The following is a 24,001-nucleotide window of genomic DNA, read 5'->3' on the forward strand; positions in this document are numbered from 1 at the left end:
TACTTGCTACTCATATTTAACAGCTTACATTCCTTTCACCAACCGCTTGATCACCTCGGCCAGATCCCCGGCCAGCGCCCTTCGGGAGAACCGGGCATAGTTGATGTAGGGGAGGTCCAGGTTAGGGTTCACCTTCCAAGCTTTGCTCAGTTGTGTCATGTGGTCCAGCATCAGGTCATAGGCGGCGTAGTGGAAGAGGCGGCCGGCTCCACATTCGTCTATGATGTGATCCGTGTCGGAATGCACCGGGCCGATGGCCACAATGGGCTTGTTGGAGGCCAGGTACTCGAATAGCTTACCTGGTATCGGAACATTGGCGTATTCGTTTGCCACATCCGGAATACCCAACAGGAGGATACTACTTTCCATCAGGTACTTGATCGCTTCCCCGTGCGGCACATAAGGTACAAACTCCGTAATGCCCAGCACCCCGGCTTTTTCTATGCGGTTTCTGACCCCGTCTGGCACAGCGCCCACAAAGCGTAGTTTATAGTTGATCTCGCTGTGCACCGACGTTAAATGCGCCAGCACCTTCAGGAAAATATCGATGTTGTAGTTCTCCGTAATGGTGCCGGTATACGTAATCAGCAGCGTATCCTTCGGCGGGGCAGAAGGGTACTGGAAGTCGTCTTCATCGTAGCCATTCGGAATTACCAGAATCTTACTGGCATCTACCGCTACAGGCTTGTTCAGAAACAGGCGCTTGGTATCCTCACTGGTCACGATCACGGCATCGGCTTGTTCCAGTACCTGGTGCTCATACTTCTCATCTATGCGTTTGGCTAGCGCTGTGTGGTAAAGCTCCTCATAATAGTAAATGTTTGTCCAGGGGTCCCGCAGGTCAGCTATCCAGGGCAGCTTATACTTCTTTTTAAGTTCCAGGCCGATCAGCTGCGTAGAATGGGGCGGGCTGGTGGTTACAATAGCTTTATACTTGCCGTTGGGCAATAGCTCCGCCGCTTTCTGCAGGGCATGCTTTTTCCAGCCGATGCGGGCATCCGGAATAAACAGGTTGCCACGCACAAATTTAAAGGCTTTGTCCAGCAGCGTGTCTTTGGCTGTTTGGTTGGCAAAGCCGCCATAAGGGAGCTCCTTTTTGCCCGACAGCTTTTTATAATATTCGAATGGCTCCGAAGTAGCTGTGCGGAAAACTTCGAGGCCAGCAGGTACTTCCTCTTGCAACGACGGGTCCAGCAGGGGGTAGGAGGCCTGGTTTTCATCTACTGTAAGTATACTGGGTTGTATACCAAACTGGGGCAGGTATTTGGCAAACTTAAGCCCCCGCTGCACACCAGAGCCACCGGAAGGTGGCCAGTAATAAGAGATATAAAGGATGTTAGTCTGCTTGTCGTTCTTCAATGCGGTTTGTTTTGGTGCTTATATTTCAAATATAGAAAGAATCTTTCAGTTTAGGATTTTACGGTAAAAACCTGTAAACGTATAGCGGCATTAACAAGGGCAGTGTTTACAGGCTGCCTGTATTCTCCGGAGAAGCTACTTTCTACTGCATAAAGCCAAGTAGTTTATCCCAGAATGTTTTTGACTGTCGTTTCTCTGAAATGTTCTTGAAAGCAGTATATGAGATCTTATGCTTGCGCCATTTTTGTTGTAAACTATCCGGAACAGGCATGGTAACCATCGTATTGGCACCTACCACAATGTCTTCGTCACCATCCTGGTCTATATCGCCTGCATCCATTAAAAACCACTGAGTCGATGGCGTTTTTTCGAGGTAAGAGGCTTTAAACTGCAGGTCGCCCTCGTTCTCGAGGTAAACCAGTGTTTCCTGTGCTCTGGAGAATAGGTTCGGGAACATTGCCAGCACGACCAGATCCGGGTCGCCGTCTGCGTCAAAATCGCGGGCTACTACTTTAGCTGCCCCATTCACATGAAAAAAGTACTTTTCCTGAAATGCATTATGCCCGTTGTTTATGAAGATCCGGACGCCATGGTAGGGTTTGTAAATAGTGGAATAGTCGGAGTTGTCGCCATTGGTAAAGATGATGTCCAGGAAGGAGTCACCGTTGATATCTACCAGGTCGAAGCTGTTGGATCCGTAGACTGGCGGGAACTCCAGCAACTGTTTTTCCTCGAAATTTAAGTTTCCTTTGTTGAGAAACAGCAGGATTGACTCTTTGCCCTGGGCAAACAAAGCCATAAAATCGAGTCTGCCATCGTGATTAAAATCTCCTGCCACCGCTTTGGTAGCTCCGGGACTTTCTTTAATAATTTTCTCTTTATACTTGCCTCCCTGCTTGTAAAACAGCGAGAGCCTGCCGGAGTTAACCTTACCCATGGTGGAGCCGAAAGAGGAAATGAGGTATTCCTGATCACCATTACCGTTAAAATCCCGGGCAACGAACTGTACCGGCCGCTTCAGGCTGTCGGCAATCGTCTGCTGATTACCGTCAGCATTGATGGCAACTAGTTTTCCTTTCATCTCCTCAGAAGGGAAGAAATTGCCTAAACCCAGCACCAGCAGTTGATGGTTTGTGCGGTCTTCCTGTACGTCAACGGGCAGTTGGTCCGTATGCACGGTCCTGGTCAGCTCACCTTTTCTGATAATAAACAGGTTGCCAGTGGCATCGCCTATAAAAAACTGTTTGCCCGCTGCGTCATACTTCACCAGGGTGGCGGCCGACTCTTTAGGCAGCACTACTGTCAGGCTATCTGTTTTCCTGAAAATGGTAGCTTGCTGCGTTAAAGTTTCCGGGCCTGGCTCTGTTAGCTTTGCAGGGGCGGCCTGCCTGTAGGAATCCTGAATAGCCAGCCATTCGAAAAGTTTAATCTGGATGCCGCTTTTATCCATCTGCTTCTTCATTTCTGGCAGCACGTTGTTCCAGCTCTCTTTATTTAATAGCTCCGGCTGCGGGTATAAATGGCAGGCGCTACAATACGTTACCGCCAGCTGCTTCCCGGCCAGCACTTCCCCGGTAAGGTTTTTCTGCGAGGCAACAGAGGCAGCCTTTTTGTTCTCGCAGGCTGTCAGCAGTGCGAAACAGAAACAAATCAGCAGGCTTATGGCGGCAATTAACGTATTTCTTGGGCTCATACTGGGGCTACGGGTGCAAAGCGGCGCAGCGCTTAAAAACAAGCGCATCAAAGTTTAACGCTGCAAAGTAACTAATCTTAGACCGGTTTAGTACTGCAGCTGACATACAAGCTGTTCAGATTCTGTATAAGCTTTTGCAAAACCAGGCTTTTATCCGAAATGCTGCTGAGAACCGGACGGATTACTAGCTCTTACAGAAGTTTTTAGCCAAAATGAACTTACAACCGCTTTAAAACACTGAGAATAGAAGAGCAGCAATGGATTTTAGAAGCACTGTTATTAAGTGTAATCTAAAATACGTATTTTTGTAGTGTAAACTGAGAAAAGAGATGTTTGATAATTTAAGTAACAAGCTAGACCGCGCCTTTAAAACGCTGAAAGGCCAGGGAAGTATTACCGAGATCAACGTGGCTCAGACCATCAAAGAGGTACGACGTGCCTTGGTGGATGCCGACGTTAACTATAAAGTTGCCAAAACTGTTACCGATAAGATCAAAGACGAGGCCATGGGCCGCGACGTACTCATCGCTGTTTCTCCGGGGCAGTTGATGGTGAAGATCGTGTATGAGGAGCTGACCGAGCTGATGGGCGGCGAAAAGCAGGACATCAGCATCAAAGGCGATCCGGCTGTGATCCTGATCGCTGGTCTGCAGGGATCAGGTAAAACCACGTTTACGGGTAAGCTGGCGAACTACCTGAAAAAGCAGAACCGCAATGTGCTGGTAGCTGCCTGCGACGTGTACCGTCCGGCGGCGATCAACCAGCTGCAGGTGCTGGCTCAGCAGGTAGGCGTAGAGGCTTACACGGAGCTGGAGAACAAGAATCCGGTGCAGATCGCCCTTAATGCCATCGAGCATGCTAAAAAGACAAATAAGAAAGTAGTCATCATCGACACTGCCGGCCGTTTGGCCGTGGACGAGGCGATGATGAAAGAAATAGCCGAGATCAAAGCAGCTGTAAAACCAACTGAGACGCTGTTCGTGGTTGATTCCATGACGGGTCAGGACGCGGTGAACACGGCCAAGACCTTCAACGAGCGCATCAACTTCGACGGCGTGGTGCTAACCAAGCTCGACGGTGACTCGCGTGGTGGAGCGGCCCTGTCTATCCGTGCAGTGGTGGAGAAGCCAATCAAGTTCATCTCGACTGGTGAGAAAATGGACGCGCTCGACCTGTTCTACCCTGATCGTATGGCGCAGCGTATCCTCGGCATGGGCGACGTGATCTCGCTGGTAGAGCGCGCGCAGCAGGCCTTTGACGAAGACGAAGCCAAGCGTATCAACAAGAAGATCCGCAAGAACCAGTTTAACTTCGACGACTTCCTCACGCAGCTGGAGCAGATTAAGAAGATGGGCGATATCAAAGACCTGGTAGGTATGATCCCGGGTGTTGGCAAAGCCTTAAAAGACGTGGAGATCGATGAAAATGCTTTTAAACCGATAGAGGCGATTATCAAATCGATGACGCCGCACGAGCGGGAGAACCCGGACGTGATCAGCGGCAGCCGCCGTGCTCGTATTGCCAAAGGCAGTGGCACCGACATTACGCAGGTAAACAACCTGATGAAGCAGTTCAACGACATGCGCAAAATGATGCGCTCGATGAATAAGATGTCCGGCAAGCGCGGTGGCCTGAGCAACCTGGCCAATATGATGAAGCAACGCTAAATGCCCATACAGTATAAACGAAAAGCGCCTGTATCGCAAGTACAGGCGCTTTTCGTTTATACTTCGTTTATACTTCGGCTTAGCGGTTTTAAAACGAATGCATTAGCACCGGCATTCAGGCACTTCTCAATTTCAGTGGAAGCGCAGCAAAGGTGCATTTCAGAGGCTAGATTCTTCTTTTGCTGCGTCGGGATATGCAGATGCAGCTAAGTTATAGCTTTGAAAATGCCGGAGCGGGCGCTTAAAGCTAATAATCAGGTTTATCTTCTTTCTGCTTCCACGCTTTAAAGGCTTCCAGTGCTTCAGAGGGCAACAGCTGCTCCATCGGTATCGCTCTCTTGGATAGGTCTTTGTTTAACTGCTGATAGATAAAAGCGTCGTCAAAGCCAATGGCTGCAGCATCGTGTTTGGTATTGCCATAGTATACTTTCCGAAATTTAGCCCAGTAAATAGCGCCCAGGCACATCGGGCAGGGCTCGCAACTGGTATACAACTCACAATCCGATAGGTCCGGGGTATGGAGCGCCTGACTGGCTTTACGGATGGCATCCACTTCGGCATGCGCCGTGGGATCGTTGGAGCGGAGCACATTGTTATAGCCCCTGGCAACTATCTCGCCCTTGCGCACGACCACAGCCCCGAAAGGCCCTCCGTAACCTTCTTTCATCTTGGTAAGCGAAAGCTGTATAGCCTCCCGCATAAATACTTCTTGCTCCTCTTTCATAAACCTGTTTCTGATCTTCTGCCTGCTGTTCCAATTGCCTGCTACACCTTACGGGTTAAGCTGAAATCTGCCTACCACCGTATATTTTAAGTATAGAACCATAGCGAAACTAAGAAACTCTCAGACCAATTATGTTACTGCCAATTATACTACTGAGTTGCCGCCTGCTGGCAGGTGCTGGCGGCGGCAATATACCACCGGCTTACACAACGCACCATACCTTGCTGCCTGCGCTTGCCGATACGGCGGCTATGCTCCATGGCGATTGGGTGTTGCAGCAGCTACTAGTGCAGGAGCAAGACAGCCTAAAACCAGTGCCACCGGTGCAGAAAATGGAGCTATCGTTTGCACCGGATAAAACGTACAAGCTGCTGCGGCACAACATCCCGCCCGGCGCTACCGTTGCCGAAACCGTGATGGAGCAGGGCGACTGGTTCCTTAACCCGTCTTCTGGAGTGATTAATGTGAAAGTACGGCAGATAAACAAACGCCGCATACAGACGCTGCCGGCCAACCGCTGGCAAATTATGAAGTTACAGCCTGACCATCTGGTGCTGCAGTATGTGGGTCAAGCGCAGGTGTACCTGGTATTTGAAAGAAAATAGCAACCACTTCTACAAACTAGTTATTGTGTTTACCGGCAGCTAGCTTGAGGTATAGTCAGGGCCCGGTATTGCCCGGCTGGGATAATGCCTTTTATATCCTATAGGTGATGCCTCTCGTATCTTGGGTAAACGTGAAAAAACAATAGACGATATGAGAAAGCAAATGAATTTATGGATTACCCTGTTGCTGTTTCTGACAGTGCTCGGCGGATGTTCTACCACCAAAGAAGTAGAGAATGATGTGCAGAACGAGCTGGGCGATTTCGGGGATTGGGTAAATAACACCACCGCAAACGTAGCAGACAGAACAGCGGAAGACTGGCAGCAAGCCAAGGAAGATTTTAAGAAGCGCACCCAGGAACTGGACCAAAAGCAGAACAGCTTTTCGGATGATGTGAAACAGCAATATCAGGATTTGAAGCAGAAGTTTACCGAAGCAGACGAAATGTATCAGCGCAGCCACATGGAAGCAGAACGTGCCGAGTGGCAACGCCGGCTACTGGGCCGCTGGGCAGACCAGGCCTCCATTAATGAGAGCAATGTGCAGGAAGCTTATACTACGTTTATGGAAAATGTGCGGGCACTGCACGACAACTGGACTGACCAGGATTGGGAAATGGCCAAAATGGTGCTGAATACGCTCAATGAGCGACGTAAAACAATCACAGGCGATGTCCCGACAGATACAGAAGTGAAGATAAAGGCCCTGCAGATGGAGTTCAACACCCTGGAAACCGCTGCTGATATAACGGATTAAGCTTATACGATAATGCGCCCTTCAGTGGCATCCCCATACAAATGTGCCTCCCCCCGTAAATGGCGGTAGCCGCTGTACCAGGCCAGCAACCCATCGAACTGGTGCCAGTTACGGGGCTGCTCCAACAGCGGAAAAGGCAACAGGTGCTGCAGTGCTTCGGCAAACGCCGGAAGTGCTGCAGCATTCTTTTTATAGCCGTTGAGGTGCGGGAATAACAACTTTACCAGCTGAGTAGGGTACGTTTCAAGCAGGGCAACGCCCTGAGCCGCTAACAAGGTCCGCAACCGGATGGCTCGAGCCGTTAAGCCGCCGATAAACAGCGGCGACATTGCCTGCACCTCGCGGTCAGCGGCCCGGAAAAAGAAATCGGAAGCAGGCGTGGCCTGCACCTGGGCATAGACAGAAGGCAAGGTAAGTGGGGCATCAATAAAGATTAACTTTGTATTGAGTTGATTACTTATGTTAAGTATAAAAGTATCGGCATCTTCGTTCGGCTGGCTTTGCCATACTTGTAACTGGCCATCTACTGTAGCGGCAATGGCGGTGGTGCCAGCTAGTTTGGCGCCAAAATCTATTCCGAGGTGTTGCTGCGGGTTCTGCATAGGTGCTGTCATGAATTGCTATAAGCTACATACGGCAAAATTCCTATCACAGGGCGTTACCTGTATACTAACCGGCCGATTGTCATTTCTCTTGCCGGTCTTGTATGTACGTGCATAGCTTTCGCGTGGGAAACCCGTGGTAGCAAGGTATGGCGATTCAGGCAGCCTCCCGTATCTTTATACTTCAACCACATACTTGTTGTGCCATGACATCTACTACTCCTGCGTTATACCTGGTGAAGGCTTTTACAGAATCGGTAGCTGGCGGTAACGCTGCCGGCGTGGTGCTTAATGCTGATCGTATGACGGCACCACAAAAGCAGGAACTTGCTGCGCGCCTCGGTCTATCGGAAACAGCTTTTGTTTCTGCTTCGGCTGTTGGCGATGTGAAAGTGGAGTTCTTTACGCCTAACCGCCAAATTCCGCATTGCGGGCATGCAACGGTAGCTACCTTTGGGCTGCTGCTGCAAAAGGGACTGGTACAAGAGCCGGGTGCCATAAAGGAATCAATCGAAGGGCCGCGACAGATAGACCTGGTGAACGGAAAGGTATACCAGGCGCAGCTGCCGCCAACGTATACCAGCTATGCAGCAGCAGGCGTAACGCAGGCTCAGATCGCTACGTCCCTGCACTTGCCAGCAGACTACAATTTCCCTTCCGAACTCCTGATCGCGCATACAGGCCTTAGCTTTTTGCTGGTGCAGCTACCCGATGAGCAATCATTACAGGCCCTGCAGCCTGACCAGGCAGGTATAGCCGCTATTTCCGAAAAACTGGGCTTGGTAGGCTACTACGTTTTTACCAGGGCAACCACAGCAGCGCATGCCACCACCCGTATGTTTGCGCCTGGCTATGGCATACCCGAGGAAGCAGCTACCGGAATGGCCGCCGGACCACTGGCCTGCCACCTGCACGACCACCTGGGCTTAAGGCAGGAGCAATTCGTTATTCACCAGGGTTACCTGATGCAGCCACCTTCGCCAAGCCAACTGGAGGTGCAGCTCGAAACAGATGCTGCGGGGCAGATCACCGGCGTGAAAGCCGGTGGGCCGGCCGTTATCGTGCAGCAATTGCCTCTGGAGGCGTCTGGTTCTTCAATTTAAAACTATTCGTCATGCTGCGGTATAGGGTGGGAGCAGTCCAGTTGCCACTAGCAATCAGGCGGCGGATGGTAAATAGCGGCTCCGCTTCGTCCTGGTGCGTAGATAGCTGGAAAGCTGCTACCATGCCGCGTTTCTTCAGCTCCGGAATAGCCTGTGCATTCCACAGTCCGAAAGGATAAGCGAAATACGTAACAGGCTTGCCTGTGATCTCTTCCAATTGCCTGGTAGGCTTGTCTACCTGTATTTCCCAGTCTTTGCCTTCATACTTCTTTACATTGTGGTGGTCCCAGGTGTGGGAGCCGATCACATGGCCTTTGTCAGACAGCTCTTTTACCTGTGCCCGTGTCATGTAGTGTGGCCTTCCCAGCGATACGGTCATCACAAAAAATACGCCTTTATAACCATACTTTTCCAACACTGGCAAGGCGGTTGTATACTGGTCCAGGTCGGTGTCATCAAAGGTGAGCATGACAGGTTTTGCCGGCAGCGCTTTCCCATACAGGAGGTATTCCTGCAGCTGATCGGGCAGGATAGTATGATAGCCACTGTCGGCCAGCATTTGAATCTGCTCTTCGAAGCGGGCTACCGGTACAATATAATCTTTGGCCTGCTTCGAATCGGAACTGCGCCAATCCCGAACCTGGTGATAGCACAATATAGGAACCTGCGGACGGGCTAAGATCGTAGCCGCATCAGCAGGAGTTGCTGTCACAGGAGTACTAGCCTGTGGCGAAGCAGGAGATGTGCTCTCTGAAGCAGGAGTATTGCGGACCGTTGTAGCTTCCACAGGAGCAGTGTCTGACCTATCAGATTTTTGCGATAAGGATGGTTTATTCTGTTCACAGGAAAACAGGGCAACTGCTGCGCCAACGAGCAGCAGGGGTGTAATGCAAAATCGGGTAAGCATAAGGGTGGTATGGATTTGCCCTCAAAATACAAAAAAGAAGTATAACAGCAGGTAATAAAGCAGCTCCAGCAAATTTTTTTTCGGGAGGGGCAGGATGCCTCTGTAAGTATGAGGCGAGCCATACTTGTTCGCGGGTACAAGCGAAACATACCTTGTTCTCCGGTAGAAAATGCAAGTAGCTAAAGTACAATTAATTAAGTTGAGTTGCGGAGGGAGCTTTCAGGCAGCAAGCGCTACAGCAGGCCATCAAATGCTTTGGCGACCATAAACGCAGCAACTGCGGCGGCTACCCCAATGAAAGTAACTTTGAGGGCGCCGGCCACGGGTGGCTGGCCTGTAACTTTGCTTTTGAAATATCCGAAGAGCAGCAGGCAAATGATCGTCAGGATAGCGGAAGTGAGCAAACCCTGATCAGGTGTAGAGGTCAGGATGTAGCCCAGCAGCGGAATCAGCCCACCGACAGCATAGGAGAAGCCAATGGTGGCTGCGCTGTTGCGTGCCCGCATGGGGTGCGGCTCCTCCAGGCCCAGTTCGTAACGCATCATAAAATCGACCCACTGATCTTTATCTCTGGCAAGTTCCTCGGCAATCACCTCCTGCGTGTGCGGGCTCAGGCCATAGGTTGCAAAAATTTCCTTTATTTCAGCTTTCTCCCGCTCCGGTACACGTTCTACTTCCTCATACTCCCGCCGCAGTTCCGATTGGTAATGCTCCTGTTCTGTTTTGCCGGCTAGGTATCCGCCCAGGCCCATGGCAATGCTGCCAGCCACAATCTCGGCAATACCTGCTGTAATGATGACCATGTTACTATCTACTGCTCCGCTCAGGCCGGCGGCCAGTGCAAAAGGCACGGTTAATCCATCCGACATGCCAATGACTACATCGGTGATAAAATCAGAGCTGCGGAGATGCTCTTCCTGGTGATGTGCTACCATAAGGGAAAGTTCGCTGTTTGTATCTTTTTACTGACCCAGCGCATACTTGTTGCGGAGAAGCAGAAAAGAGTGGAAGAGCGCTATTTCAGGAAAGAGCGTTCAAGCTGGTGAAGCTGAGAAAGGTGATGATCAAAATGATCTTGCAGAAAAGTGAGTGTCTGCTGTATGGTAAGCGGCCCCGCGTACGGGTGCTGAAACAGGCATTTGTTCAGCAGGGAGTGGGGAAGATCAGTTAATACATCCTCCAGCTTGAAGCGTACTTCATCCCAAGCTACGCGCAGATCAGCCAGGGCTGCCGTCTGCGGCACAGATGCTACGGAGGCCGGCGCTTTATACTTCTTGCCAGATTTCAGGGCCAGTTTGAGCAGCACAGACCTGATTTCGTTGAAAAAAGTGGAGCTTGGAAGCTCCTTTTGTCCGTTTATCTGGTGCTCTACAACCTTTACTATCTGCTGCTCTACCAGTACCAGGTGGGCTACAATCTGATTCAATGACCATTTCCCTTCAGCCGGAGAGGTGTTCAACAGCTCATTGTCAAAGCCTTCGAGTTCGTCTAATAGGCGGTTGCGGGACTGTTCCAGCCGCAGGTACTTTGCTTCTAGGACTGAATTCATGGAGTGAACATGGCTATAAATGGCAGATTTCATCAACTTTTATAGGCTATTACAAGGATAAAGCTAATCAAAATTTTAATAAATACAACTTGTTCGGCTGCCTAAAGCAGTATAATTAGCTGAGGTATACCTCTGTGCCGGTTTAAGCGATGCCTGTTGTAATTGGATTTGTTTAAGCTGCTGGCGCCTTACGGCTTTTGTTGCTTACTTTGTCTTCTGAACTGATAAAAATGAGCGAAATAAATGACCCCATGGGCACTGCGATGCTGGACTACCTGCAAACCGCGCAAGAGATAGAAATCAGGGTGGAAAGCAACCTGGCAGAAGATGATGTAATTCCTGTGCCTTATCTGTTCCGCCAATGGGATGCGATGCCTGAACTGGAGCGGGTAGCCCTGGAAACATGCTGTGGCAGAGTCCTTGACATAGGCGCTGGTGCCGGTTGCCACACCCTGGTACTGCAGGAGCGCTATTTCGATGTCACAGCACTTGACCAGTCGGTAGGAGCCGTGGAGGCAATGCAGCGGCGAGGCGTAAAGCAGGTGCTGCACCAGGACATTCTGGCGTTGCAGCCGCAGCCGCAGTATGACACCCTGCTGCTGCTAATGAACGGCATTGGTATTGCCGGAAATCTGACTGGCCTGGAGCGATTGCTAGAGCAATTGAAAGCATTGCTGCTGCCGGGCGGGCAAGTGCTGCTGGAGTCTTCCGATATTCTGTATATGTATGAGGAGGAAGATGGCTCAGTGGTGCTGGACCTAAATGCCGGTTATTACGGCGAGGTGAAGTATAACATGAAGTACAAGGAACAGGAAAGCGGCTGGTTTAATTGGCTCTTTATTGATGCTGCCATACTCCAGGACTATGCCGCCAAGCATGGCTTTGTAATGGAAGTGCTGCACGAGGGCGAGTTTGGCAACTACCTGGCAAAACTGACCATAGCCCCGTCATCCTAACTTACCCGGCCCTCTCTTCCAACAGAACAGGTAGGTCTGCTACTGCATCATATTTATGCCTTGTCAATGGGGGTGCAGCCACTGTTCCTGAGCTGCAGGATAAGCCACTGAACAAAGCGGCAGCATGAATCGCCAGCGGGAATGTACCGTATGCTAAAGGAAAGGGGCTTGCTACCAGGACAGCAGCTCCTGTAATGAGCTAAAGCATCCCCACGCATGAAAAGTAAATATTCCTATACCTGGAACCTGATAAAGCATACTTTCAAGAAGTTTATCAATGATAATCCGCTGGACTATGCAGCAATTATCGGGTTCTACACGATCTTCTCCCTGCCCGCTATTCTCATTATTATGATCCGCATCGCCGGCGCCGTGTTTGGGCAGGAGGCGGTGCGGGGCCAGCTGGTGAAACAGATCAGCGGGGTAGTAGGCCATAACAGTGCGCAGCAGATACAGGGCATCATCGAAAATGCCAGCCTGTCGCCAGCCAGTACGCTGGGCACCGTTGTAGGCGTTTGTACCATGATCTTTACAGCCACCACGGTCTTCGTGGCCCTGCAGGACTCGCTGAATGCCATGTGGGAAGTAAAAGCAAAGCCGGAGAAAGGCTGGCTCAAACTGGTCATAGATCGGGTGCTGTCGCTCGCTATGGTGGTGAGCCTGGGCTTTTTGTTGCTGGTCTCCCTCACCATTGATATTCTGCTGGGTTTTGTGAATGATTTTTTGAGGGACAAATTTTCCGGCATCGCTGTCTACCTGATTAATATTGGCAATGTGCTGGTGTCGGTCGTGGTGGGCATTGTTATTTTTGCAGCTATATTTAAAGTGCTTCCTGATGCCAAAATCAAGTGGCACAATGTATGGGTGGGCGCTTCCGTTACCGCTGTGCTCTTTGTGATTGGCAAGTACCTGCTCCACATCTACATGCAATACGATACCATGTCTGATTCTTACGGCGCAGCCGGCTCACTCATCCTGATCTTTGTATGGGTATACTACACGTCCATCATCTTTTTGCTGGGCGCTGAGTTTACGCAGGTCTACTCGCTTAGACACGACCATGGCATTGAACCCGAAGATCATGCGGTGAAAGTAAAAGTAAAGGAGGTAGAAAAGGATAGCTGAGTATTCCGCTCTAGGTCGTCTGCTGTAGTTTTTTTAGAGAGTGTTAGTGTTATTGGTTTAGGCCTTTTTCCTCAAGTATAGGTTGTTTGTTTTCGTAGGCAGCTTGTGAAGTAAATTCCGGCTCCAACCACCCCTGCCCCTCAGAGCTACGCCCGCAAGTTTCGAACTCGCGTTCGCACTTGTCTAAGGAGGGGAGCCTGTAGTCGCTTTGGCTCGAGTATAAGCGTTGTAGTTCTGGCTAATCAGGATTTCCCTTCTACCAAGACCTTTCCAGGATAACAGGAGAAAAAAGGAAAGAAGTAGAAGTATGAGATTTATACTTGAGCTTAAGTAAAAACAGCAGCTATGAGAAAGATTCCAGTCCTTGGGTGGAGCGCCTTGGCGGGTTCCGGTGCCTGCAAGGCAGCGCGCCAGCGCTGGTTCACGCCACCGTGCAATGCCCTTGTCGGGAGCCCCTGCACCCCAGGACGTGCCCTCGCGGACTTAGAGCGCTCCAAAGCTTAAGATGTAACAAGACAAGTATAAAACTGAGGAAGAACGGCAACTAGCAAGTATAGCTTAATAGATAAAGTATAATCTATAGCTAAAAGTATCCACCCGAGCGCAGCTACGACGAGCAAGTATAGTCAGTTCAGCAACAAAAAAGGCGAAGCAGTTAAGCTTCGCCTTTCGGTTTTAAAGTATAAACTAGTAAGGTTTAAGCTTTAGTATACATCACCTGCTTCACAGCGTCAATGGTGCGCTGAATGTCAGGCAGCGATGCTTCGATCAGAGTTGGTGCGTATGGAAGCGGCACATCGCGGCATGTTACGCGCTTTACCGGAGCATCCATGTAATCGAAAGCATTGCTTTGGATATGGTAAGCCAGCTCGGCAGAGATAGACGCCAACGGCCAGGCCTCTTCTACCACCACCATGCGGTTAGTTTTCTTTACGGATTCTACCAGTGTTTTATAGTCGATCGGGCGAACCGTGCGCAGGTCGATCACTTCGGCGTTCACGCCGTCTTTGGCCAACTCTTCGGCAGCGGCCAGCGCTACTTTCATGATCTTACCAAACGATACGATTGTCACATCAGTACCTGCACGCTTTATGTCCGCTACGCCGATCGGCAACAGGTATTCTTCTTCCGGCACTTCGCCTTTGTCGCCATACATCTGCTCCGACTCCATAAAGATCACCGGGTCGTTGTCGCGGATAGCGGCTTTCAGCAGGCCTTTGGCATCGTATGGGTTCGATGGAACTACCACTTTCAGGCCGGGCGTATTGGCAAACCAGTTCTCGAAGTTCTGAGAGTGCTGCGACGACAACATGCCGGCACTACCTGTGGGGCCACGGAAAACCATGGGAGCGCCGTACTGGCCACCAGACATAGACATCAGTTTAGCGGCCGAGTTGATCACCTGGTCGATGGCTACCAACGAGAAGTTGAACGTCATGAACTCGATGATAGGGCGCAGGCCGTTCATGGCAGCACCCACGCCAATGCCGGCAAAGCCAAGCTCGGCAATAGGCGTATCGATCACACGCTCCGGGCCAAACTCATCCAGCATGCCCTGGCTCACTTTGTAGGCACCGTTATACTCCGCCACTTCCTCACCCATCAGGAACACGCTTGGATCACGGCGCATTTCCTCTGTCATAGCTTCGCGGAGGGCTTCTCTAAACTGTATACTTCGCATATAGATGTTAATTCTCGGTTCAGGAGGTAAAATTAAAAGAAGTCTGCCAATTTACAATGTACTTCCCGGATTTCTACCGGATGAGTGTGGCCTTATATGCCGGCGAGTCGTGGTAAGCTTCAAACTCCAGGTCGTTAATGGCGCGCTGGGTAAAGCTGCTATCGGCTTGTACGGCCTGGCGCAGGTGCTGCTCCAGCATGGGTTCGTTGTGGGTGCGGGCGCCAATCAGGGCCAGGCTGTAGTGGGCCAGGGCCTCCTGCGGCTTCAATTCCAGGGCGCGGTCATAAAACTGCTCCGCCCCCTCGTAGTTCTCCTTCAGCAGGTAACTCAGGCCCAGATTCATGTTGGTCTGGTAGCTGTCGCCGGCATAGCGGAGGCTCTCGATAGCATCGTCATACTGACCAACCTCAATTTCCAGGGCTGCTTTATCAGCGAAAATATGCTGTAAAATGTCTTTGTCGCCGCCCAGTTTGATGGCATAATCGTAATACTGCAGCGCTTCCAGGCGGTCGCCGCGCTCGTGGTAAGCGCTGGCCAGGCTGTAGTATACTTTGGCCGTAGGGTTGCGGAAGCCGGCGTAAGACAAGTTGTGAATGGCGCGGGCAAGCAGCGCCTGCTTTGCGGCAGGGCGATAGTCTTTGCGGGCCATTTCGTTGTAAACCACGCCCAGGTTGTAATAGGCCGGCCACTTATCGGTAGTTTTAATGGCAGCCTCGTACAGTTTGCGCTTCTCGGCCAGCAAAGGAGTAAGGGTGGCGGCATACTGCAGTTCTTCCTCCGTCAGCACGTCGGCATCCGCTTTTTCTTCGGCTATCTTTTTCGCCAGCAGATAAATTTCGTAGTCAGCTTTGCGGGTACGGTTATAGTTGATCTGAACGGTGGCCGTGCGCAGGCTTGGGTACACGTACTGCTGCAGGTAATCGTATGCTGCTGTTTGCTCCAAGGCTTTTGCTTGCTCCGCCAGGCTTTTATCGCTGCTCAGAATCTCCATGACGGCCTGCACTTCCGCCTTCGGCAGGGCAGAGGCTTTCAGTTTGTCCAGCAAGGCTGCCGTGTAATCGTGCTGCACAGCTGTGTTAATCTTTACCTTTTTGCCGGAGTAATCCAGTGTCTGTACTTTGTTGCAGTAATAGGTTTCCAGCGCCTTAGCCCGCTGCTGTGCCAGTTGGGTTCCCGCCTCGTCCGGCGACTGGCTGGCAGTGATGTGGATGTTTTGCTGCGTCACATTATCGAGTACATACTGGTCGAGCACCTGCAGGTTGGAGCCCAGGTAACTGCGGAGCTTCGCCTCGCCCTTCTCGAAATAAAAAGTAAGGGTAGCGGGTTTATTAGCCTCCTCCTCGTAAGTTGTAGGTGTAAAATCAAAGTCGTTGCTGCGCACCAGCAGCAGGGGTGTGGTAACAAGGCCTATCGCCACCTGCTTAGGCTTCGTATACTTCACGTCGTCATCTTCTTTGTCGATGGCGATGCCCTGCACCATCAGGCGGCCCTTGTTTTTTGGGGCAGCGTAAGGGAAGGAGAACTGGCTGATGATCGTAGGTTTGCCATGTTCATAGGTGAAATTGCCGAACTCAAAGTTAAGGAAGCCGATGTTTTCGCGCTGCAATTCCGGGCCATACTCATAGTATACATCCAGTTTGTAGCGCTGCTTGTCGCGGATCAGTTTCTGCGGCACCTGCGCTTTTATCTCAAAAGCGACTTCTTTTCCGTTTGCCACCAGCGGATTGGGGCTAACCGTGATTTCCTGCTCTTTTTCGGCCAAGTGCACCATGCGGGTAAGGGTGCAGCCGGTGCCGGACATAACGAGTGCCAGAATAAGGGGGTAAAATAACCGTTGAAGGCTAAACTGCTGAAGCATATCTACTTGTAAAATTTCATCGTAAAAGAACACACCAAAAACTTTTTGCTTTCGTTTGCGGTTATAGTCTCATCCTGCTGATTAAAATTTGGCAGAAGTATAAATAACGGTAAATTTATAGTCTAATTACCTAATCAAATGAAAAGGCTTCAGTACTTTATCGAATCGCAGGCATTTGGTGTTTGCACGATGCTGGGCGAAAAACTTGGCTTCGCAACCAGCAGTATTCGCCTGTCATTTATTTATCTCTCGTTCCTGACGATGGGCTCTCCAGTTATCATTTACCTGATGCTCGCCTTCTGGATGAATGTGCAAAAGCACCTGCGCCGCGAGCGTAGCACCGTCTGGGACCTGTAGTTTTTTGGCCAAAGCGCTTTTACCTAAGATTAGAAAGCAGCACAAAGAAGTATGATTTGCCTTATGGCTATCAGAAAACCTGCTTCATAACATAAGCTTTCCTGTTTATACGCAGCCATTACTTTATACTTGCCGGTCTGCTCTCCTCCGGTAGCGTGTTTGCCATTTGGCAAGCCACCCTTTAGCTATAGCTCACAGTTCCTGCGCCGTTTTCTTTTTCTTGACGAAATACGCCCATACTATACTGCCCTTGTAAACGCCTGGCATGTGCTTGAAATCTCCTTTGCGGGGCTGCTCTTTGCGACGGCTGCGCCAGTAATTCCATTTAAGCAGCACGTCAGCCTGCGCTTTCAGCACCATTCTCGCATCTGCCACCTGGCCGCCTATCAAAAAACGAACAGCTGCCAACCAGTCGAGTAGCACCCGCAGGCTCAGCGTTGGCAGCAGCTCCTGTGAGGGCAGATTCTTGTAGAGCAAAGCCAGCCCGTTCCTAAAATTAAGGTAGGTTTTACGCGGGTTGGATTTGTGCAGCGTACCGCCTCCTACATGGTATACTTGGCTGTGGCCATTATACAGCACTTTATACCCGGCATTGCGGGCACGCCAGCAAAAGTCTATTTCCTCCATGTGGGCGAAAAATCCGGGCTCTAGTCCTCCAAGGGCATGATAAACGCTGCTGCGTACAAACATGCAGGCACCGGTGGCCCAGAAGATTTCCTGCAGGTCGTTGTATTGCCCGTGGTCTTCTTCCAGCGTTTCGAACAGGCGGCCGCGGCAAAAAGGGTATCCCAGCGCATCCATCATGCCGCCGCCAGCGCCGGCATACTCAAAAAAAGCAGGCTGCTGCTGCGACAGGATCTTAGGCTGGCAAACGGCAACAGAAGCATCGGATTCCATCAACTGCAGCACCGGCTCCGTCCAGTTTGGCGGCACAGCCACATCAGAGTTGAGCAGCACATAATAGGTTGCCTCTACCTGCCGCAGTGCCTGGTTATACCCCTCACAAAAGCCATAGTTGCTGGGTAGTAAAATACGCCTTACCTCCGGAAAATGCTCCTGCAGAAACGCAACAGAGCCATCGGTGGAGGCATTGTCAGCCACGATTACCTCGCAGCTGCCACTGTTTGCTATTGCCGATGGCAGAAATTCCTGTAAAAAGCGCAGTCCGTTCCAATTAAGTATAACAACGGCTGTGTGGGGCATGTTAGAGGCCAAAGCTGCCGAGGTCCAGGCCCGGTATGTTTGGCAAAAGGCCTTCTGTATTTTTCTTCATCTCTTCCTGGGCGCGCTCACCGGCCGTCAGCATGGCATTGTTCACAGCAGCTACTACCAGGTCGTTCACCATATCCTGGTCGTTGGCGTTCAGGATAGATTCGTCGATTTCGATTTTGAGGAGTTTACGCTGTCCGTTTACAGTAGCTTTCACCAGGCCGGCGCCTGATTCTGCCGTTACCGTAATATGCTGCAGGTTGTCTTGTGCTTCTTTTAACTTGGCCTGGACTTCTTTCATCTTGCCCATCATGCCGAACATATCAAACATAGCTTTTTCTTTTAAATAGGTGTACGAGGCGGTGGTCTCTTTGCCGCTAATGGCAGCAAATATACGCATCAAATTTATACTTTACGGCGCAGGGGCAAGAGCAGCCAAAAGGCCATCTTTCATCCTTTTACATCCGGCCCCGTGCGACTGCCGGTAAAATAAAGCAGCGGTGCAACAAATTAGCAGTGCTACCGGAGCAAGGTCACAGTGCCGGTGCGATGGCTGGGTGTACCGGCAGCTGTGGTGACGCTAATATCATAGGAGTAAACGCCGGCTGGCATCTGCTTTCCCTTAAAAGTGCCATCCCAACCTCCCAGCGGGTCTGTAGCGTCATACAACACATTGCCAAGGCTGTTGTAAATGCGGATCTGGTAGTTGCTGAAGAAACGACCCTTCACCTGTAGCACGTCATTCAGCCCATCGTTGTTGGGTGTGAAAGCGCTTGGCACGAACAGCAGCAACGGCTGCTCCAGTGTTTGGATGTTAGAGTACGTCTGCCCCACGCCACTTTTAGCGGTGGCTTTGATGCGGTAAAGCAGGAGCGGTTCATTTCCGAGGGTATGATCAGTATAATTGGTGCCGCTGGCCGCATAGCTGGCGAGCAACTGTTTGTCCGGGCTCAGCAACTCGACGGTATACTGGCCCACACCGCTGGGGAAGCTTTCATACTTGGTCCAGCTTAGATTTATGCTGCCGTCGGCTGCGCTGCTGGCCTGCAGCAGTATGGGGCAGGTGCTGTTGCTGAAGCCCGAGCTGTTGCCGCAGGTATTCGTATAACTTGCCCGGTAGCAGGTGGGGGTAAGTATATCAGGCGTCGCCGCGGTAAACAAGGGCTGCGGCGTAGTAGTAAGTTCTTTGTAAGCGCCTCCGGCTATACTTTGCTCCCAACGCACCTGCTGTGTTTGCTGGCCGGCTGGCAAAGTAAGCGAGAGCTGCAGCTGATTGTCCAGATCAAAAGTGGATGCCAGGTAGCCGGCTTGGGGGATGGCTGTGGAAGTTACCGCCACTTGCTGCTGCACCGAAACAGATTGAACAGCCGCAGCATAGGTATTGACAACCTGGTAGGTATACGTCTGGCCGCAGCTGACGTCAGTATCGGTGTAGCGCGACGTGTTCTTAGCCATACTTTGAAGGAGACTGCCGTTGCGGTACAGTTCCGTTTGCTGCACAGAAACTGGTGGCGCAGTCCACTGCAAGGTTACTTCCTGCTCAGCGGGGATAGAGGCCAGAGTGATGCTTTGTATGGTGTTGGACACTTCGTTCAGGTGCGAGAGGCATTCATCGGTAGGTGTGATGCGGTAAGAAGCGGCTTCGGTGGTGTTGACATCCGCCACCGTATAGGTCAGTTCCGCCTGGGTTACCTGACGGAGAGTATCGATCGTTTGAAAGCTGCTGCCTGCATGCTGCTGCCGTTCGAGGGTATAGCGGAGGCCGGACTGCAGGTTTTGCAGGGTAAACCGGAGCTGTCCGGCCGCAGCCTGCTGCAGCACCTCGAGCTTCGCCAACTTCGGCACCGGCACAGCGCCCTGCACTGTTACCTGCTGCTGCGTAATGCCCTGGCAAGGCGCGCCTGCAAAAGTGCCGGTGAGTGTCAGCGTGAAGGTGCCCTCGGCGGCGTACGTATGGCTGACCTCCTGGCCCGCTTTCATCAGTTGCTGCTTTCCATCTCCAAACGCAAGGGTATAAGTATCGTAGCGCTTGTCCGTAACAGTGACGTGCAGCAGGCGGTTGGCGCAGGCTGTAAAAGCAAGGGTGGGCGGAAGGGCTTCTTTCACCTCATATACCTGCGAAACCGTATCGGTGAGGGTGGCGCCGCCATAGTTGGCAATCTGCAGTACCCGGTATTTGCCTGCCTCCGTGTATGTATGCTTCTTTTCGGGCGTGGACGGTGTTGGGATCTTGCTGCCGCTTTTATAGTCGAAGACGTAGTACTCGTTCTCGTCCGGTACCTTGTTGCCGCAGTCCTGAAAAGTTACTTCCTGGCCCACACACAGCGTTGTGATCTTTTTGCCCTGGGTATCAAACGCCTCAAAACACCCGGGCGTACTGCTTCGCGCCATCGCCGAAAAGCCAGGCACCAGCCCAAGTATAAAGTATAAGGTCAGGAGGTAATTCACAGGTTACAAGTTGACTTTCACTATGAAGCTGTTTATATAATGCTGCACCGCAGATTTTATTGTGCTATAAAGCAAAAGGCCCCGTCATAGTACTAGGCATTTTGTATGCTGCTGTAACAAATGCTTTATAAGGTATAACCTCTCAGGAAGCTGATGCTTTGCATAATATCATCGTGCAGCACCCTGTCTGTAGATACAAAGGGCACCTGCTCGCGGTAGGCAGCTACCAACTGCTCTAGTACGGGCGAGGTTTGCAGCGGCCGCCGGAAGTCCAGCGCCTGCGTGGCGTTCATCAGCTCAATGGCCAGCACCCGCTCGGTGTTGTGCACCACCTGGTATAATTTGGTTGCCGCATTCGCGCCCATACTTACGTGGTCTTCCTGGTTGTTGGACGAGGGGATAGAGTCAACAGAGGCGGGCGTGCACAGCTGCTTGCTCTGGCTCACAATGGAAGCGGCCGTATACTGGCTGATCATAAAGCCGGAGTTCAGCCCTGATTCAGCTACCAGAAAGTCCGGAAGCCCGCGCAGGCCGGAGATCAGCTGGTAAGTGCGCCGCTCCGAAATGCTGCCCAATTCTGCTAATGCAATCGCTAAAAAGTCTAGTGCCAATGCCAGTGGCTGCCCATGAAAGTTGCCCCCCGAGATGATCTCATCCTCCGCCGGAAAAATATTCGGATTATCAGTTACTGCATTGATTTCTGTCAGAAATACCTGCTCTACGTAACGTAGGGCATCTTTGGAGGCACCGTGCACCTGCGGCATGCAGCGGAAGGAGTAGGGGTCCTGCACATGCTGCTTTTCCTGCGCGGCCAGCTGGCTGCCCGCCAGCAACTCCCGCACGGCCTGCGCCGTTTCCAACTGCCCCTGGTGCGGCCGTATCTGGTGAATCAACGCATTGAATGGCTCCGTGCGCCCATCAAAAGCATCCAGCGAGAGAGCGCCCACCACATCGGCTTGCCGGGAAAGGCGCCGGGCCATCAGCAAGGTATACACCCCATAAGCGCTCATAAACTGCGTGCCATTGAGCAGCGCCAGCCCTTCTTTCGCCTTCAGCACGATCGGTTCCCAGCTAAACATCTCCAGCACGTGCTCGCTGGCCAGTTTATAGCCCTGGTAGTATACTTCGCCCAGGCCCAGTAGCGGCAGGCACAGGTGTGCAAGCGGAGCAAGGTCGCCGCTGGCGCCCAAAGAGCCTTGCTGGTAAACGATAGGGTATACATCGCGGTTAAAGAAGCTGATCAGGCGTTTGACAGTCTCCAGTTGCACACCACTATGGCCGTATGCCAGCGACTGAATCTTAAGCAATAGCATCAGCTTTACTATTTCCTGTGGCACTTCAGCCCCGGTGCCGCAGGCATGCGACATCATCAGGTTGCGCTGCAGCTGCTCCAAACTTGTAGGCGAAACCTGTTTGTTGCACAGCGCGCCAAAACCGGTGTTGATGCCATAGATGCTACGGTCGGTAGTGCTGATCCGCTGCTGCAAGTAGTTGTAGCAACGCACAATGCGCTGCTCTGCCTCTTCCGACAGGGCCAGCGTATATTGCTCTGTCAGGATGGTTTCAATGGTGTCCAGCGTCAGGTATTCGCTGGAGATAGAGTGTACGTGCGGCATGTTGCGGATTTATTTGGTGAGGTAGCTGATCACTTCGTCCACGGCCAGGTCCTGTTGCTCGCCTACCTGCATGTTGCGCAGCTTTAGTTTGCCCGAAGCCATCTCTTCCGATCCGATCAGCAGCACGTACGGGATTTGCTTCTGGTCGGCATAACTGAGTTGCTTCTTCAGTTTGGCCGCTTCCGGGTATAGCTCCGAAGCAATGCCGGCATCGCGCAGTTGCTGCAGTACCGGCAGGGCATACAGCTCCGACTCCTTGTCAAACTGCACGAGCAGTACTTTGGTGCCAACCTGGCTGCTATCCGGGAAGAGATGCAACTCATCCAGCACATCGTAGATCCTGTCCACGCCAAACGAGAAGCCCACACCCGATACATCCGGAAGGCCGAACATGCCCGTCAGGTTATCGTATCGGCCACCGCCGCTGATGCTGCCCATACTTACATTATTCACCTTCACCTCAAAAATGCAGCCGGTATAATAGGAGAGGCCCCGAGCCAGCGTTACGTCCAGCAACAGGCGGGATGCACCCGAAACATTTTGTGCTGTCAGTGCCTGGCTGTTTAGCTTTCGGAGATACGCCCATACTTCCTGCAGGTCCTGCAGGCCGCGCTGCCCTTCGGCCGTTTGCCCAAGTATGGTTTGGAGTTGCTCCAGAATTTCTTCGTTGCTGCCGCTCAACGTATAAAGTGGCTCAAGTTTATCAACTGCCAGCTCCGAGATGCCGCGCTCCAGTAGTTCATTGCGCACGCCCTCAGCCCCGATCTTGTCGAGCTTATCGATCGCGACACAGATATCGCCTTCGCGTCCTTTTTCGCCGATGGCTTCGGCAATGCCAGCCAGCACACCCCGGTGGTTTATTTTGATGGTAAAATCCGTCAGGCCCAGTGTGGTGAGCACCTCGTTGATCATCTGCACGATCTCCGCCTCACACAACAGCGAGCTGGTGCCCACCACGTCGGCGTCGCACTGGTAGAACTCCCGGTAGCGGCCTTTCTGTGGCCGGTCAGCCCGCCACACCGGCTGAATCTGGTAGCGCTTAAACGGGAAGGTGATTTCGTTGCGGTTCATCACTACAAAGCGGGCAAACGGCACAGTCAGGTCGTAGCGCAGGGCTTTTTCGGATACTTTGCGAGTCAGGTGCTTGTAGCCTTCGGCGATGTCTTCAGGTTTGGTTTTAGCCAGAAAATCACCGGAGTTCAGGATTTTGAAGATCAGTTGGTCGCCTTCTTCGCCATACTTGCCTGTGAGCACCGAAAGTTGCTCCATGGCGGGGGTTTCGAGGGGCAGGTAGCCGAACTTCTCAAAGGTGCGCTTGATCACGCCAAAAATATAGTTGCGCTTGACTACGACAGCCGGGCCAAAATCGCGGGTTCCTTTCGGTATAGATGGTTTCTCTTTGCTCATACATTCGCCAGTTTGCCGGCGAAGTTACGAAAAGTGGTGCAAAGGTGGGCGAGGAGTATAGTAATCAAAAATAATCCTAAATGCGAGATGAAAAGAAGTACAATTTTAGATAGCGGAAGCGGCTTCATGCTTAGATGTTTAGTTAAAACCGCTGGTTTTGATAAGTACGTATTTTTATTGCTATAAATACGGATATTAACTTCAGCAGGCGCATCATTAAGAACAGGGGCAGAAAAGACAAAGCTCATAAATATGCAGTTGTCAGTATTTTAGGCCGCAGTAGCTGTAAGTGCGCTGTCGTTGTAGAAAAGCATTTTTTTCTGGTAAACATGACCTAATTTAGAAAAACACGTATTTCAGAAGTTTTTCGCTACAAAA

The 24,001-nt window shown here is 51.5% G+C and carries 22 protein-coding genes; 7 read left to right on the plus strand and 15 right to left on the minus strand.

Features of this window, described 5'->3' with window-relative positions; all coding sequences use genetic code 11:
• Positions 1-24: 24 nt before the first annotated feature.
• Both ABDW72_RS01235 and ABDW72_RS01240 read right to left on the minus strand, forming a co-directional pair.
• Complete coding sequence (locus tag ABDW72_RS01235; RefSeq protein ID WP_347156617.1) at positions 25-1,359, minus strand: glycosyltransferase; 1,335 nt, start codon at positions 1,357-1,359, stop codon at positions 25-27.
• 142 nt (positions 1,360-1,501) lie between these two features.
• Positions 1,502-3,052 carry an FG-GAP repeat domain-containing protein gene (locus ABDW72_RS01240; protein ID WP_347156618.1) on the minus strand — a complete coding sequence of 517 codons (1,551 nt, stop codon included), beginning with the start codon at positions 3,050-3,052 and terminating at the stop codon, positions 1,502-1,504.
• A gap of 329 nt (positions 3,053-3,381) precedes the next feature.
• Here ABDW72_RS01240 and ffh point away from each other — a divergent pair, with 329 nt between their 5' ends.
• Positions 3,382-4,719, plus strand: a complete 1,338-nt coding sequence (gene ffh / locus ABDW72_RS01245; protein ID WP_347156619.1) for a signal recognition particle protein — start codon at positions 3,382-3,384, stop codon at positions 4,717-4,719.
• Between the two features lie 247 nt (positions 4,720-4,966).
• Here ffh and ABDW72_RS01250 read toward each other — a convergent pair whose 3' ends face one another.
• Positions 4,967-5,443, minus strand: coding sequence for a nucleoside deaminase (locus ABDW72_RS01250; protein ID WP_347156621.1), 477 nt, complete (start codon positions 5,441-5,443; stop codon positions 4,967-4,969).
• Between the two features lie 131 nt (positions 5,444-5,574).
• Here ABDW72_RS01250 and ABDW72_RS01255 point away from each other — a divergent pair, with 131 nt between their 5' ends.
• Complete coding sequence (locus ABDW72_RS01255; RefSeq protein ID WP_347156622.1) at positions 5,575-6,048, plus strand: hypothetical protein; 474 nt, start codon at positions 5,575-5,577, stop codon at positions 6,046-6,048.
• Positions 6,049-6,199: 151 nt separating this feature from the next.
• Positions 6,200-6,805 carry a hypothetical protein gene (locus ABDW72_RS01260; RefSeq protein ID WP_347156623.1) on the plus strand — a complete coding sequence of 202 codons (606 nt, stop codon included), beginning with the start codon at positions 6,200-6,202 and terminating at the stop codon, positions 6,803-6,805.
• 2 nt (positions 6,806-6,807) lie between these two features.
• Here ABDW72_RS01260 and ABDW72_RS01265 read toward each other — a convergent pair whose 3' ends face one another.
• Positions 6,808-7,419, minus strand: coding sequence for a hypothetical protein (locus tag ABDW72_RS01265; protein WP_347156624.1), 612 nt, complete (start codon positions 7,417-7,419; stop codon positions 6,808-6,810).
• 137 nt (positions 7,420-7,556) lie between these two features.
• On the opposite strand from ABDW72_RS01265, the gene ABDW72_RS01270 reads away from it, so the two are divergent.
• Positions 7,557-8,510 carry a PhzF family phenazine biosynthesis protein gene (locus tag ABDW72_RS01270; RefSeq protein ID WP_347156625.1) on the plus strand — a complete coding sequence of 318 codons (954 nt, stop codon included), beginning with the start codon at positions 7,557-7,559 and terminating at the stop codon, positions 8,508-8,510.
• Here the strand turns inward: ABDW72_RS01270 and ABDW72_RS01275 are convergent.
• From ABDW72_RS01275 to ABDW72_RS01285, 3 genes are all read right to left on the minus strand, one after another.
• Positions 8,464-9,297, minus strand: a complete 834-nt coding sequence (locus ABDW72_RS01275) for a polysaccharide deacetylase family protein (RefSeq protein ID WP_347156626.1) — start codon at positions 9,295-9,297, stop codon at positions 8,464-8,466. The genes ABDW72_RS01270 and ABDW72_RS01275 overlap by 47 nt on opposite strands.
• Before the next feature lie 353 nt (positions 9,298-9,650).
• A complete protein-coding gene (locus tag ABDW72_RS01280; protein ID WP_347156628.1) occupies positions 9,651-10,352 on the minus strand; it encodes a VIT1/CCC1 transporter family protein in 702 nt (233 codons plus the stop codon).
• An 80-nt stretch (positions 10,353-10,432) separates the two neighbouring features.
• A complete protein-coding gene (locus tag ABDW72_RS01285; RefSeq protein WP_347156630.1) occupies positions 10,433-10,966 on the minus strand; it encodes a DinB family protein in 534 nt (177 codons plus the stop codon).
• Between the two features lie 230 nt (positions 10,967-11,196).
• Here ABDW72_RS01285 and ABDW72_RS01290 point away from each other — a divergent pair, with 230 nt between their 5' ends.
• Complete coding sequence (locus ABDW72_RS01290) at positions 11,197-11,922, plus strand: class I SAM-dependent methyltransferase (RefSeq protein WP_347156631.1); 726 nt, start codon at positions 11,197-11,199, stop codon at positions 11,920-11,922.
• Between the two features lie 216 nt (positions 11,923-12,138).
• On the plus strand, positions 12,139-13,047 hold the full coding sequence (locus tag ABDW72_RS01295) for a YihY/virulence factor BrkB family protein (protein WP_347156633.1): 909 nt from the start codon (positions 12,139-12,141) through the stop codon (positions 13,045-13,047).
• A 697-nt stretch (positions 13,048-13,744) separates the two neighbouring features.
• Here the strand turns inward: ABDW72_RS01295 and ABDW72_RS01300 are convergent.
• The gene (locus ABDW72_RS01300; RefSeq protein WP_347156634.1) at positions 13,745-14,728 is read right to left on the minus strand and encodes a pyruvate dehydrogenase complex E1 component subunit beta; all 984 of its coding nucleotides are present in this window, start codon (positions 14,726-14,728) and stop codon (positions 13,745-13,747) included.
• A 73-nt stretch (positions 14,729-14,801) separates the two neighbouring features.
• Positions 14,802-16,586 (minus strand): tetratricopeptide repeat protein, encoded by a 1,785-nt coding sequence (locus tag ABDW72_RS01305; RefSeq protein WP_347156636.1) that lies wholly within the window; start codon positions 16,584-16,586, stop codon positions 14,802-14,804.
• A gap of 138 nt (positions 16,587-16,724) precedes the next feature.
• Here ABDW72_RS01305 and ABDW72_RS01310 point away from each other — a divergent pair, with 138 nt between their 5' ends.
• On the plus strand, positions 16,725-16,943 hold the full coding sequence (locus tag ABDW72_RS01310) for a PspC domain-containing protein (RefSeq protein ID WP_347156637.1): 219 nt from the start codon (positions 16,725-16,727) through the stop codon (positions 16,941-16,943).
• 192 nt (positions 16,944-17,135) lie between these two features.
• On the opposite strand, the gene ABDW72_RS01315 is transcribed toward ABDW72_RS01310, so the two are convergent.
• The 6 genes from ABDW72_RS01315 to ABDW72_RS01340 form a co-directional block, all read right to left on the minus strand.
• Entirely contained in the window at positions 17,136-18,146 is a 1,011-nt protein-coding gene (locus ABDW72_RS01315; protein WP_347156638.1) for a glycosyltransferase family 2 protein, read from the minus strand.
• Position 18,147: 1 nt separating this feature from the next.
• Positions 18,148-18,483, minus strand: a complete 336-nt coding sequence (locus ABDW72_RS01320) for a YbaB/EbfC family nucleoid-associated protein (RefSeq protein ID WP_347157069.1) — start codon at positions 18,481-18,483, stop codon at positions 18,148-18,150.
• A 188-nt stretch (positions 18,484-18,671) separates the two neighbouring features.
• The gene (locus ABDW72_RS01325; protein ID WP_347156639.1) at positions 18,672-20,600 is read right to left on the minus strand and encodes a T9SS type B sorting domain-containing protein; all 1,929 of its coding nucleotides are present in this window, start codon (positions 20,598-20,600) and stop codon (positions 18,672-18,674) included.
• Between the two features lie 125 nt (positions 20,601-20,725).
• Entirely contained in the window at positions 20,726-22,216 is a 1,491-nt protein-coding gene (hutH, locus tag ABDW72_RS01330) for a histidine ammonia-lyase (RefSeq protein WP_347156640.1), read from the minus strand.
• A gap of 9 nt (positions 22,217-22,225) precedes the next feature.
• Positions 22,226-23,623, minus strand: coding sequence for a histidine--tRNA ligase (hisS, locus tag ABDW72_RS01335; RefSeq protein WP_347156642.1), 1,398 nt, complete (start codon positions 23,621-23,623; stop codon positions 22,226-22,228).
• On the minus strand, positions 23,620-23,871 hold the full coding sequence (locus ABDW72_RS01340) for a hypothetical protein (RefSeq protein WP_347156643.1): 252 nt from the start codon (positions 23,869-23,871) through the stop codon (positions 23,620-23,622). The genes hisS and ABDW72_RS01340 overlap by 4 nt, the downstream gene beginning before the upstream one ends.
• Positions 23,872-24,001 lie beyond the last annotated feature (130 nt).

Source organism: Pontibacter chitinilyticus (assembly GCF_039748935.1).
GTDB classification, from domain to species: Bacteria; Bacteroidota; Bacteroidia; order Cytophagales; family Hymenobacteraceae; genus Pontibacter; species Pontibacter chitinilyticus.

Excerpts from the sequence above, each read along its gene's own strand:
- ABDW72_RS01240 (WP_347156618.1), bottom strand. The coding sequence starts at position 3,052 with ATGAGCCCAAGAAATACGTTAATTGCCGCCATAAGCCTGCTGATTTGT.
- ffh (WP_347156619.1), top strand. The coding sequence starts at position 3,382 with ATGTTTGATAATTTAAGTAACAAGCTAGACCGCGCCTTTAAAACGCTG.
- ABDW72_RS01250 (WP_347156621.1), bottom strand. The coding sequence starts at position 5,443 with ATGAAAGAGGAGCAAGAAGTATTTATGCGGGAGGCTATACAGCTTTCG.
- ABDW72_RS01255 (WP_347156622.1), top strand. The coding sequence starts at position 5,575 with ATGTTACTGCCAATTATACTACTGAGTTGCCGCCTGCTGGCAGGTGCT.
- ABDW72_RS01260 (WP_347156623.1), top strand. The coding sequence starts at position 6,200 with ATGAGAAAGCAAATGAATTTATGGATTACCCTGTTGCTGTTTCTGACA.
- ABDW72_RS01265 (WP_347156624.1), bottom strand. The coding sequence starts at position 7,419 with ATGACAGCACCTATGCAGAACCCGCAGCAACACCTCGGAATAGATTTT.
- ABDW72_RS01270 (WP_347156625.1), top strand. The coding sequence starts at position 7,557 with ATGGCGATTCAGGCAGCCTCCCGTATCTTTATACTTCAACCACATACT.
- ABDW72_RS01280 (WP_347156628.1), bottom strand. The coding sequence starts at position 10,352 with ATGGTAGCACATCACCAGGAAGAGCATCTCCGCAGCTCTGATTTTATC.
- ABDW72_RS01285 (WP_347156630.1), bottom strand. The coding sequence starts at position 10,966 with ATGAATTCAGTCCTAGAAGCAAAGTACCTGCGGCTGGAACAGTCCCGC.
- ABDW72_RS01290 (WP_347156631.1), top strand. The coding sequence starts at position 11,197 with ATGAGCGAAATAAATGACCCCATGGGCACTGCGATGCTGGACTACCTG.
- ABDW72_RS01295 (WP_347156633.1), top strand. The coding sequence starts at position 12,139 with ATGAAAAGTAAATATTCCTATACCTGGAACCTGATAAAGCATACTTTC.
- ABDW72_RS01300 (WP_347156634.1), bottom strand. The coding sequence starts at position 14,728 with ATGCGAAGTATACAGTTTAGAGAAGCCCTCCGCGAAGCTATGACAGAG.
- ABDW72_RS01305 (WP_347156636.1), bottom strand. The coding sequence starts at position 16,586 with ATGCTTCAGCAGTTTAGCCTTCAACGGTTATTTTACCCCCTTATTCTG.
- ABDW72_RS01310 (WP_347156637.1), top strand. The coding sequence starts at position 16,725 with ATGAAAAGGCTTCAGTACTTTATCGAATCGCAGGCATTTGGTGTTTGC.
- ABDW72_RS01315 (WP_347156638.1), bottom strand. The coding sequence starts at position 18,146 with ATGCCCCACACAGCCGTTGTTATACTTAATTGGAACGGACTGCGCTTT.
- ABDW72_RS01320 (WP_347157069.1), bottom strand. The coding sequence starts at position 18,483 with ATGTTTGATATGTTCGGCATGATGGGCAAGATGAAAGAAGTCCAGGCC.
- hutH (WP_347156640.1), bottom strand. The coding sequence starts at position 22,216 with ATGCCGCACGTACACTCTATCTCCAGCGAATACCTGACGCTGGACACC.
- hisS (WP_347156642.1), bottom strand. The coding sequence starts at position 23,623 with ATGAGCAAAGAGAAACCATCTATACCGAAAGGAACCCGCGATTTTGGC.
- ABDW72_RS01340 (WP_347156643.1), bottom strand. The coding sequence starts at position 23,871 with ATGAGCTTTGTCTTTTCTGCCCCTGTTCTTAATGATGCGCCTGCTGAA.